Source organism: Actinosynnema sp. NPDC023658 (assembly GCF_040639995.1).
Classification (GTDB): domain Bacteria; phylum Actinomycetota; class Actinomycetes; order Mycobacteriales; family Pseudonocardiaceae; genus Actinosynnema.
Window position 1 is genome coordinate 79,075 of record NZ_JBFAAX010000001.1, and the last position, 10,762, is coordinate 89,836.

The window sequence follows — 10,762 nt, forward strand, 5'->3', positions numbered from 1 at the left end:
TCACAACCTGGAATTGATGCTCTCGGCCTGGGAGATCCCCGCCCCCAGGTGCTTCTGCAGGTCGGTGACGCCGCTGACGACCTCCGCGAACCGCGCGTTCGCCTGTTCCACGTCGGCCTGGACGCTGCCCTGGGTGGCTGTGCTGAGCAGGGCCTGCGCGTCCTCGGCCAGGTCGGCGGCCTGTTGGAGCGCTTTGACGCTCTGGCCCGCCTTATCGACGGCCTGTGCGATCGCGGCGCGGACCTCTTCGATGCTGGCCATGTCGGTTCCCGACCCCTCCTGCGAAACTGCTTGGGTTCCTATAGTTGAAAGTAGTACCTAAAGTTTCACGATTCACAAGCAAGATCGGCTGACCGGGTGGCATTGCAAATCCACTCGATCGGGTCAGCGATGTTGATCTCAGTCAGGCACCGTCCACACGAATGCCGAAGCCGGTGTCGCTGTCAGTTCCAACGCGGCGATCCCGGTGGGCGGGACGGGTGTGGCCGACCAGCGGGTCGAGCCCGTTCCCCCGGTCCACGCGACTTCCGACCAACCCGAACGGCCCAGTGACGCCACGGCGTCGTGTAGCGCGACCGTGGGCGAATTAACGCTTGAGCCGAGGTCGATGTGCACGCTCAGTAGGTGTCCTCGCGGAGCCACTCGGGTGATCTTGCCACTGCGGGCGATGCGGCTCGCTACCGCCCGCGCTTGCCATTCGGCCCCGGCGGACCGGTCGGTGGCGACGTCGACGCGCAGCGACAGCCTCGACGCCGGTTCCGGTCGGGCGGCGGTCGGCCGTTCGGGGGTGGGGGTGTCGTCCGGTCGGACGTGCGGGTCGTCGGGGGTGTGGTTCGGCCGGTTGTCGGGGGCGCGGTGCCGGTCCTCGGCGGCGCGGTTCGGTCGGTCGTCGGCGGCGCGGTGCCGGGGGTCGGGGGTGCGGTGCCGAGGGGAGTCGGTGCGTGGAGGCACGTCGGTGGTGTGGTGCCGAGGGGTGTGGCCCCCGTCGGGGGTGGGGTGGTCGGCGTGCGGGCCGGCCGGGGAGTCGTCGGGCCGGCGGGCGTCGCGGTGCGGGTGGTCCTGCGGCGGGTCGTCCTGCCGCGGGCGCTGCTGCGGGTCGCCGCCCGCCCACGCCTCCACCAGCAACCGCTCCGCGCCGGGCACCAGGTCGTCCAGCAGCGCCGGGTCCTCCAGCACCGTCCACGCGGTGGGCGGCTCGCAGGCCACCCGCGGGGTCGGGAACTCGTCGCCCAGCTGCCGGACGAACGTGCGGACCGCCCTGGCCAGAGCGCCGGCCACGTTCTGCGTCACGCGTTCGCCGCTGACCCCGCTGATCGTCACCGACCAGCAGCCGGGCTCCTCGTCGGAGCAGTCGGTGGCCCGCACGACCTGCCCGCCGGAGTGGTGCAGCAGTGCGGCGCAGGCGGCGCGCGCCTGCTGCTCGTCGTCGGCCGCCACCACCGCGGTGATCAGCAGCTCCAGGTCTTTGCCTACCATCTCGCCGCGAATTGTCCACGACATCCCCAGTACGCGTGAGGGTGCCTTTGATGTCACCCATAAGCAGGGGGTTGTGCCCACCGCTCGTGATGGCCGCTGATCAGGCCGTTTTCGCCGGTTCAAACCCCCGTTCACACGATGCGGTCGGCGGCGTACGGCGGACACCTCACCGAGGTAACGATGTGAGCGCATGGCCATCAACGCCAAGGAGGTTCCACCATGCGCAGCATCATCCGACTGGCCGCCGCAGGCGCGCTTGCCCTCCCGCTCATCATCGGTGCCGCCGGCATCGCCTCGGCCGACGCGGAGTACGACCAGAACAACGCGGCGGCCACGGCCAACGGTGCCTCGGTCCACGACCAGGCGTCCGGTGTCGACGACTACGGCAACTCGTACTACTTCGAGGAGTTCCAGTTCGCCGGCCCGGACGGTGCGGGTTCGTGGGCCGAGTTCGCTGCCACGTGGGACGGCAACGCCTACTACTTCGACGCGTACGCGTGGAGCGGGCCCGAAGGCGCGTACACCGGTGACACCCAGGCGACCGCCGAGTCGCCGGACTACTACGACGACGACGACTACGACTACGACGACGACTACGACCACCACGACGACTACGGCGACGACGACTACGACGACTACGACGGCTGATCCGTGACGGGGGTGGGGCGGCCTCGCGTCGGCCGCCCCACCCGTTCGGGTCGTCGCCCGCTTGACCTGGAGCACGCTCCAGGTTGTTGGGTGTGCTCATGACGAACCACCTGGAAGACAAGGTCGCACTGGTCACCGGCGCCTCATCGGGAATCGGGGAGGCGACCGCCGTCGCACTGGCCCGCGAGGGCTTCGCCGTGGTGATCGCCGCACGGCGCGTGGAACGGCTGAAGGCGTTGGAGGAACGGCTGGTCGGCAACGGGGCCCGGGTCCTGTCGGTCGAGCTGGACGTCACCGACGAGGCCGCCTGCCGCGCGGCGGTGGCCCGGACCGTCGAGTCCTTCGGCCGGCTCGACGTGCTGGTCAACAACGCGGGCGTGATGCTGCTCGGCCCGGTCGAGGGCGCGGACACCACGGACTGGACCCGGATGGTGTCGACGAACCTCCTGGGCGTGCTGTTCCTCACCCACGCCGCGCTGCCGCACCTGTTGGCGGCCAAGGGCGCGGTGGTGCAGGTGTCGTCCACGGCGGGACGGGTCGTGCGCGCCGGCACCGCGGTCTACAACGCCACCAAGTTCGGCCTCAACGCGTTCAGCGAGTCGCTGCGCCAGGAGGTGACCCAGCGCGGCGTGCGGGTGGTCGTGGTCGAGCCCGGCATCGTGGAGACCGAGCTGCGCGACCACATCACCCACCAGGCGAGCAAGGACGGCATCACCGAGCTGGCCGGGTCGATGCGCCAGCTCCAGCCGCGGGACGTCGCCAACGCCGTGGTGTACGCGGTGACGCAGCCGGCGCACGTGGCGGTCAACGAGATCCTCGTGCGGCCGACCGATCAGCCCTGGTGACGGAGATGGTGTGAGGTGCGGCTCGCCTCGGCCGGCTTGTTCGACCGGGTTGTCCCGAGCGGCTCGCCTTTCGGGCTCGCTGCCCGTCGGTCAGCCCAGCTTGAGCACCCGGCGCGCGAACGAGACCACGTCGGCCAGCACCTCGTCCGAGTTGGTCTCGTTGAACACCTCGTGCCGCGCGCCGGGGTACACGCGTTCCTCGAACAGCAGGCCGCGCAGCCGGTCGGTGCCGGTCCGGGTGTCGGCCGCCGGCACCAGTTCGTCGGCGTCGCCGTGCAGCCACAGGGTCGGCAGGTGCTCCAGCGGGGGACCGTAGTTGACCTGGTCGAGCGCGCGCTCCAGCGCCTCCAGGGTCTCCTGCTTGTACGGGCCGTGCCACACCAGCGGGTCGGAGGCGTAGCGCTTGCCGACCTCCGGGTCGCGGGACAGCAGGTCCGGGTCGAGCGGCACGCCCGAGGACTCCGGCGCACCCAGCCGGTCCAGCCCCTCCCACGTGCCGAGCACCGGCGCGGACAGCACCAGCGCCGACAGCGGGTGCAGCTGGGCGTACCTGGCCGCGACCAGCCCGCCCTCGCCGTGCCCGACCAGCACGGTCGGCAGGTCGGACGCCGCCGAGCCGACCGTCGCGGCGACGTCGGCCACCACGCCGTCGAAGTCGGTGATCACGGCGCGCTCGCCCTCGGAGCGGCCGTGGCCGACGTGGTCGGCGGCCACCACCAGCGCGCCCGCTCCCACCAACGCCTCGGCGACGTGCGAGTACCTGCCGGCGTGCTCGCCGTAGCCGTGCACGATGACGGCGAGCCAGTCGGCTTCGAGGTTCGGCCAGGTGCGGACCGCGAGTTCACCGGCGTGGCCGGGGACGTTGGACTCGATCACCTAGGCAGCGTAGAACGCGCTGATCTCGATCTTCCCCCCGGCGCACACCGGGCCGTAGTTCCACCGCAGGTTCATCGGCTCGGTCTCGTCCGGCGGGATCGCCGCGGCCTGCGCGGGTTCCACCTGGCACGGCTTGTCCGCCGGCTCGTCACCGGTCGGCACGACGGTCCAGCGCAGGTTCGCCGCCGCCGCGGTGCCGGGCCTGAGCACCACCGGCGCGGGGGAGGGGTCGGGCGTGCGCTGGAGGTCGGTCGGCAGCGCGTTGCCCGACGCGTCCTGCAGCTGCAGGCCGCTGTAGCCGTTGAGCGTGCACGGCGTCGAGCCGTTGTTGGTCACCACGAGCTTGCCGTACCGGCTGCCCGCGCCCGCCTCGGCCGGTTGCACCTCGGCCGTGAGCACGGCGGCCGTGCAGCGGCCGGACGCCGGGGTGGCCGCCTGGGTCGGTGTCGTGGGTGCCGACGACGGCGGCACCGGCGCGACCGGCGAGACCGAGGGCGTGGTCGGTTCGACCGGGAGGGTCGACCGGTCGGCGGCTTGTTGGGGGCTCCCGCACGCGGTGAGCGCGACCGCGAGGGCGCTGAGCGCCACGAGTCGCCTCATGTCCACCTCCTGGCTCGGGTACGTGGTCCTTATCAGGAGGACGTACCCCACCGCCGATCGGTTGGGTCGATCCGCGAGTAATTCACCGGATCGGGCGCATCATTGACGGTTCTCGACCCAGCCGTGGGGGAGCACCGGCATGTCCCCGACCGCCGCCGTCCACAGGTAGGTCCAGCACACCTGGCCGTCGGGCAGGGTGACGCGCACGCGCCGGTACTCGTCGCCCTCGTAGGCGTCCAGCACGGGGAGCGCGTCCTCGGGGCGTTCGAGCCGCAGGAGGTGTCCCGGCACGCCGGGGCTGTCGTCGGGTCCGTCGCCGCTGTGACCTGGTCCGTTGTCGAGGCCGTTGTCGGGTCCGTTGTCGAGGCCGAGGCCGAGGGCGGGGGCTTCGCGGGGGCGCAGCGCCGGGTAGCCGCGGCCGGTGTCGTGCAGGGTGCCGGGCAGCGAGGCGGGCACCGGGTCGCCGGTGACGAACGGCGCGACCAGGTCCCAGGCGGGCATGCCGGGCTGGAGCGTGCCGTACACGAAGAGGCGGTCGGGCCAGTCGTCCGGCGACGGGTCGCCGTGCACCGGCGTCACGTCCAGGCCGTCGCCGTCCGCGGGCCGTCCGCCGAGCCGCCGGGCACCGCGCTGGTCGACGTCGGCGCAGCGCACCGGCCTGCCGTTGACCAGCAGGGGCATCCGCCGGGTGCCCGCACCGGTGTAGGCGAGGACCGAGTCGACCACGCCGCCGTTGAACAACGTCACCCGGCCGGTGTGCACCCGGACCAGCCGGTACCGCAGGCCGCGGCCCTCGCAGCGGTCGAGCACCCGCAGCTGCTCCGCGGTGGCGAACCACACCGCGTGCTCCTCCTCGACGCCCGGCGCGGCGGCGAGGGTCGCCGGGCGCTGGCCGTCGGTCTTGCGCAGTCCCGCGGCCCAGACCGCGGCGAGCCCTTCGCACCTGGCCCGCAGCACGACCGCCGGGCCGGTCAGGCCGAGTTCCTCGCGCAGCCACGTCACCTTGGCGGGGTTGGCGTTGGAGCCGTAGGCCAGCACCGGCATCCGGCCCGCGAGCGGCGGTTCGCCGTGCCCCGCGAGCCAGTCGTCCAGGTCCTGCCCGTCCGGGGCGACCCGCCATCCGGACTCGGCACCCGGATCGGGCGTGACCGGCCAGCCGGCGCCGTCGAGGTGCACGAAGCAGTGTCCCGGCCGAGCTCCCGGATAGGGCTCGGCCGGGTGACTATCGTCCGTGAAGGGCTGCGTCATGGCTTCCATTCTGGCAAATCTCACCCGGAATTCACCTGGCGTTGGGTTCTGCAGAGCGGAAGAGATCGGACCTGTGGGGGTTGGGCGGGGCGGTGGGTGGAGGGGTGGGGGTGGTTGGTGGGTGAGAGGTCGGAGTGGTGGGAGTGACCCGTCACACGTTCTCGGAGCGCCGGGAGTCGTACTCCGCCTGTGCCGCCATGAAGTTCGGCAGGTTCTCCTCGATCCAGCCGAACAGGTCGCTGATCTGCTTCGCCGCATGGGTGCCCAGCGGGGTGAGGGTGTAGTCCACCCTCGGCGGGATCACCGGGTGCACCTCGCGGTGCACCAGGCCGTCGCGCTCCAGGGCCTGCAACGTCTGCGCGAGCATCTTCTCGCTCACCCCGCTCACCGACCGGCGCAGCTCACCGAACCTCTTCGTGCCGTCCAGCAGCTTGCCGAGCACGAGGCTGCCCCAGTGGCCGGTCGCGTGGTTGGCGATCGTCCGGGAGGGGCAGTTGCGGTCGTATACGTCACCTCGCGGCTCCATGGCACGCACTCTACCTGCACACTTCCCATCGGGTAAGTACCTGATGAACGGGTAGGTACTTTCGGATAGTTAGCGTCCGACCTAGCGTTGCCGGCATGACGACCTTGATCACCGGTGCCACCGGGCACCTCGGTTCACTGATCCTCAAGCACACCCTGGAGCGCGTTCCGGCCGACCGGCTCGCGGTGTCCGTCCGCGACCCCGAGAAGGCCGAGAGCCTGGGCGTCGAGGTCCGGGCGGGCGACTTCGACGGGCCCCTGGCCGACACGTTCGCCGGAGTGGAGACGCTGCTCCTGGTGTCGGTCGACGGTCCGGACGAGATCCGCATCGGACGGCACCTCAACGCCGTGCGCGCGGCGGCGGACGCGGGCGTGCGGCACATCGTCTACACGTCGGTGACCGACGCCGACACCTCGCCGTTGAGCCTGGCGGCGGTGCACAAGGCGACCGAGGAGGCGATCCGCGCCACCGGCATCACGTTCACCTTCCTGCGCAACGGGATGTACCACGAGAACTACCTCCCGCACGGCGACGGCCCGATCGTGACGGCGGCCGGTGACGGGCGGATCGCCAGCGCGTCCCGCGACGACCTGGCGCTCGCGGCGGCGGTGGTGCTGGGCACGCCCGGTCACGAGAACGCGGTGTACGAGCTGACCGGCCCGCGGGCGTGGAGCTTCGACGAGCTGGCGGCGGCGGCCGGGACCACCCACCAGCCGGTGACGGAGGCGGAGCGGGTCGCCGGGTTGAAGGGGTTCGGGCTGCCGGACTTCGTGGCGGAGCTGCTGGCCGACATCGAGGTCAACATCGGGCGCGGGGTGCTCGCGGAGGTGCGGCCCGACCTGGAGAAGCTGATCGGCCGTGCGCCCGTCACGATCGAGGACGCCGTTCGGGGTCGTTAGTCCGGTTGGTGGGGGCGGGGCGGTCGGGGTCGGGGTCGGGGTCGGTCGAAGGCGACCGGACGCTGCGCACCGGTGAGAAGTAGATCGGCACCCAGACCACGGCCAGGCCGATCGCACCCACCCAGAGCGCCGCGCGGGGGCCCGCCAGCTCACCGAGCAGCCCGGCCAGCCCGGCACCGATCGACAACGCGCCGGTCAGCAGGAAGCGGAACGTCGCGTTCATCCGGGCGAGCAGGTGCGGAGGGGTCACCAGCTGCCGGAAGCTGACCTTGATCACGTTGTCGACGCCCACCTTGACCGCGGTGATGAACCACGACGCGGCGGCCGCCCAGAGGAGCGCTCCCCGGTCGACGAACGGCACGAGGAAGCCGACCGGCGCGATCCAGAGGCCGGCCAGCCACAGGGCGCGGCCGTGACCGAGCCGGTCGGCGAGGCGTCGGGCGGTCAACGACCCGATGAGCGCGCCGACGCCGCCGACCGCCAGGTAGAGGCCGAGCGCCGTGGCGGACAGCCCGAGCTCGCGCACGAACACCACGGGCAGCATCGTGTTGATCATGATGATCGACACGTTGGTGCACACCCCGGCGGTCAGGAACGCGCGCAGCACCGGGTTGCCGAGCACGAACCGGACCCCGTCGGTGATCTCGCGCCGAAGGCCGGCCCCGCCGTGGCGTGCGGCGGCCGGCTCGGTGGACCGGAGGAACACCAGGCACAAGGCCGACCCGAGGTAGCTCATCGCGTCCACCAGGATCGTCAGCGGTCCGCCGACCAGCTGGACGACGAAGCCGCCGACGCCCCGGCCGCCGATGTCGTTGACCGCGTCCGCGGCGACCAGCCGGGAGTTGGCGGTCATCAGCGCCGGTCGACCGACCACGTGCGGCAGGAAGCTCGTCGTGGCGACGTCGAAGAACACGGTGGCCAGGCCGGCCGCGAACGTGACCAGGTAGAGGTGCGGGAGCGTGAGCGCGCCCAGCCACCAGGCGACCGGCAGGGACAGCAGCAGCACGGCGCGGACGAGGTCGGCGCTGATCATCACCGGGCGCTTGGGCAGCCGGTCGACCCACGCGCCGGCCGGCAGCCCGACGAGCACGAAGGACGCGGTGCCCAGCGCGCCGAGCACGCCGACCTGACCGGGTGATGCGCCCAGTGCGGCCACGGCGGTGAGGGGGACGGCCAGCTGGCTGACCGACGTGCCGAACCTGCTGATCGCGGCGGCGCTGAGGAGGAGGTGGAAGGGGTGGTTGCGGGGTAGGCGGGTGGTGGGTGTGGTGGTAGGTGTGCTCGTTGGAGGGCTGCCGGTGTGGTGGGTCGTCATGTCGGCAACGATGGCCGGATGGGGTTGTCCGGCTCGAACGATTCGGCCACGGCTGAATCCAGGGGGTGAGCGGTGATCGAGGTGGAGCTCACCGCCAAGGACCTGGCGCAGACGCGGTTCGCGTTCTCACCGCTGTGGGAGGTGGTGGCGAGCGTCTGGGTGCTCAACGGCGGCGGAGCGCCCGACCTGCACCGACCGTGGCGGGACGACGCCCTGGCCGCACTGGGCGCGGCGCGGCTGGACTGGCGGTTGCTGGCGGACCTCGTCCCGGTGCCGGGCACGGTGATCCCGGGCTTCGTCTGCCCGCCGCCGACGGTGTCCGTGCCCGACCTGGGGGTGGAGCTGGCGGCCGTGCGGGCCACCGAGCCGGAGCGGGTGCGGGCGGACCTGGAGGCGGTGCGCCGGCCCGCGACCGATCGCGTGGAGGAGTTGCGGCGAGACCCGCGGGCAGGTGTCGACAGGCTCGCGGACGTCATCGAGGCGTACTGGGAGCTGGCGCTCGCACCGCACTGGCCGCGCATCCTGACCCTGCTCGAAGGCGACGTCCTGTACCGGGCGCGGCGACTCGCGGAAGGCGGCGTGGACCGGCTGTTCGCGGACCTGGACCCCAAGGTGAGCTGGGACGCCCCCGCGTTGCGGGTCGCCCACCGGCACGCCTCGGGCCGTCGTTCGCTCGGCGGGCGCGGACTGCTGCTGGTGCCGTCGGTGTTCGTCTGGCCGCGGGTCTTCTCGGTGACGGTGCCGCCGTGGCAACCCGCCCTGCGCTATCCGCCGCGCGGCATCGCGACGCTGTGGGAACGGCGTGACACCAGCGCGCCGGCCGCGCTCGCCGGCGTGCTGGGACGGTCCCGGGCCCTGCTGCTGGCCGAACTGGCCGCTCCGGCGACGACCACGGATCTCGCGCGCCGCACCCGGCTCTCGGCCGGGGCGGTGTCACAGCACCTGACCGCGATGCGCGCGGCCGGTCTGGTGGACGCCCACCGCGTCGGTCGGTTCGTGCTCTACGCCCGGACGACGGTGGCGGAGTCGCTGCTCCGGGCTGCCGCTGATCGGGGAGGGGAAGGAGGGAGGGAGGGAGGAGGGGGAGGGATGAGGGGGAGGGATGAGGGGAGGGATGAGGGGAGGGGGATGAGGGGGAGCTGTGGAGCTAGCCGGCGAGAGCCGCGTCGATCTCCCGGTGGGCTTCGGGGTGCTCAGCCCACCACTTCGCGTACCCGGGGTTGCGCGGGAGGAGCGCGCGGTAGGCCCGGGCGGCGGCGGCGAAGACCTCGTGGGCGCGTCCGGCGGCCGGGCCCTCGCGGCGGGTCGCCAGCATCAGGTCCACCATCAGCGGTGCGCCGCGCAGGGGCTTGATCACGATCCCGTCGCCGGTGCGCGACTGGGGCAGCGCGAACGACACGGCACCGTTGGCCACCAGGCTGCGGGCGGTGCTGGCCTCGTTCACGTGGTGGGTGAAGCGGGGCGTGAACCCGGCCTCCGCGCACGCGGTGAAGATCTGCAACCGGTTGCCGACGAACTCGTCCGGCGGCGCGACCCAGTCCCGGTCGGCCAGCTGCGCGAGGTCGACGTCGTCCTGCCCGCACAGCGGATCGGTCTCCGGCAGCGCCACGAACTGCGGCTCGCTCACCAGCCGGCGGATCTCCAGCCCGCGCAGCTCGCGCCGGTCCAGACCTTCGAACCGGTCGAGCACGCCCAGCTGGACCTGACCGGACACCAGGAGCTCCAGCAGGTCCGACGCGCCGGGCATGATCTCGGTCCGGACCTCGGAGCAGGGGATCACCTGCCGCAGCTCCTGCACGAAGTGCCCGAAGAACAAGGTGGGCACACCGCCGACGAGCAACGGCCCCGGCGTCCCGGCCCGGGTCCGCTCACGGGCCAGCGACAGCAGCTGCTCGACCTCGTCGAGCACCAGCCGGGCCGTGCCGACGACCTGCTTGCCGAGGTCGGTGGGTGCGGAACCGGCCGGGGTCCGGTCGAACAGCCGACCGCCGACGATCCGCTCGACGGTCCGCAGTTGGGCGCTCATCGCGGGTTGCGTGAGCCCCAGGCGCGAGGCGGCCTTCGTGAGGCTGCCTTCCTCGGCTATGGCGCACACCGCGCGCAGGTGGCGTAGCTCAAGCTCGGGCATAACGCTCTTCTATCCCCCTTTCGTATGAGCCGCCGGCCCTCTCGCCGGTCATAGTTGGCGAGTCCGCAGTGCGACGGAGGAGAAGAGATGAGCCAGGCTAGCCAGATCTACTGAGTGCGCAGAAGGCTTCGGCCGTCCCGTTTCCCGAGCCACCTGCCACACCCGGTGGTCGAGCGACCGGCGCACCGCCCACGCGGGCGG

General features: G+C 72.2%; 11 protein-coding genes and 1 pseudogene. 4 read left to right on the plus strand and 8 right to left on the minus strand.

Annotation, left to right across the window (positions count from 1 at the left end):
* Both AB0G02_RS00420 and AB0G02_RS00425 read right to left on the minus strand, forming a co-directional pair.
* Positions 1-261, minus strand: coding sequence for a hypothetical protein (locus tag AB0G02_RS00420; protein ID WP_360787019.1), 261 nt, complete (start codon positions 259-261; stop codon positions 1-3).
* Positions 262-399: 138 nt separating this feature from the next.
* Positions 400-1,476: a hypothetical protein gene (locus tag AB0G02_RS00425; RefSeq protein WP_360787021.1), complete on the minus strand. Its 1,077-nt coding sequence runs from the start codon at positions 1,474-1,476 to the stop codon at positions 400-402.
* A gap of 219 nt (positions 1,477-1,695) precedes the next feature.
* Between AB0G02_RS00425 and AB0G02_RS00430 the strand changes: the two genes are divergently transcribed.
* Both AB0G02_RS00430 and AB0G02_RS00435 read left to right on the plus strand, forming a co-directional pair.
* Positions 1,696-2,124, plus strand: a complete 429-nt coding sequence (locus tag AB0G02_RS00430) for a hypothetical protein (RefSeq protein WP_360787023.1) — start codon at positions 1,696-1,698, stop codon at positions 2,122-2,124.
* 98 nt (positions 2,125-2,222) lie between these two features.
* Positions 2,223-2,969, plus strand: a complete 747-nt coding sequence (locus AB0G02_RS00435) for an SDR family NAD(P)-dependent oxidoreductase (protein ID WP_360787024.1) — start codon at positions 2,223-2,225, stop codon at positions 2,967-2,969.
* Between the two features lie 90 nt (positions 2,970-3,059).
* Here AB0G02_RS00435 and AB0G02_RS00440 read toward each other — a convergent pair whose 3' ends face one another.
* The 4 genes from AB0G02_RS00440 to AB0G02_RS00455 form a co-directional block, all read right to left on the minus strand.
* Positions 3,060-3,845, minus strand: a complete 786-nt coding sequence (locus AB0G02_RS00440; RefSeq protein WP_360787027.1) for an alpha/beta fold hydrolase — start codon at positions 3,843-3,845, stop codon at positions 3,060-3,062.
* The gene (locus tag AB0G02_RS00445) at positions 3,846-4,445 is read right to left on the minus strand and encodes a DUF4232 domain-containing protein (protein ID WP_360787030.1); all 600 of its coding nucleotides are present in this window, start codon (positions 4,443-4,445) and stop codon (positions 3,846-3,848) included. It abuts the gene before it with no gap.
* Positions 4,446-4,544: 99 nt separating this feature from the next.
* A complete protein-coding gene (locus AB0G02_RS00450; protein ID WP_360787033.1) occupies positions 4,545-5,693 on the minus strand; it encodes a gamma-glutamylcyclotransferase in 1,149 nt (382 codons plus the stop codon).
* 151 nt (positions 5,694-5,844) lie between these two features.
* The gene (locus AB0G02_RS00455) at positions 5,845-6,219 is read right to left on the minus strand and encodes a helix-turn-helix domain-containing protein (protein WP_360787035.1); all 375 of its coding nucleotides are present in this window, start codon (positions 6,217-6,219) and stop codon (positions 5,845-5,847) included.
* A 95-nt stretch (positions 6,220-6,314) separates the two neighbouring features.
* Between AB0G02_RS00455 and AB0G02_RS00460 the strand changes: the two genes are divergently transcribed.
* A complete protein-coding gene (locus AB0G02_RS00460; RefSeq protein ID WP_360787037.1) occupies positions 6,315-7,118 on the plus strand; it encodes an SDR family oxidoreductase in 804 nt (267 codons plus the stop codon).
* On the opposite strand, the gene AB0G02_RS00465 is transcribed toward AB0G02_RS00460, so the two are convergent.
* Positions 7,087-8,433 carry an MFS transporter gene (locus AB0G02_RS00465; protein WP_360787040.1) on the minus strand — a complete coding sequence of 449 codons (1,347 nt, stop codon included), beginning with the start codon at positions 8,431-8,433 and terminating at the stop codon, positions 7,087-7,089. The genes AB0G02_RS00460 and AB0G02_RS00465 overlap by 32 nt on opposite strands.
* A gap of 420 nt (positions 8,434-8,853) precedes the next feature.
* Between AB0G02_RS00465 and AB0G02_RS00470 the strand changes: the two are divergent.
* Positions 8,854-9,396: pseudogene (locus tag AB0G02_RS00470) on the plus strand (DUF5937 family protein); the annotation flags it as partial.
* A 184-nt stretch (positions 9,397-9,580) separates the two neighbouring features.
* Here the strand turns inward: AB0G02_RS00470 and AB0G02_RS00475 are convergent.
* A complete protein-coding gene (locus AB0G02_RS00475) occupies positions 9,581-10,561 on the minus strand; it encodes a LysR family transcriptional regulator (protein ID WP_360787042.1) in 981 nt (326 codons plus the stop codon).
* Between the last annotated feature and the right edge of the window lie 201 nt (positions 10,562-10,762).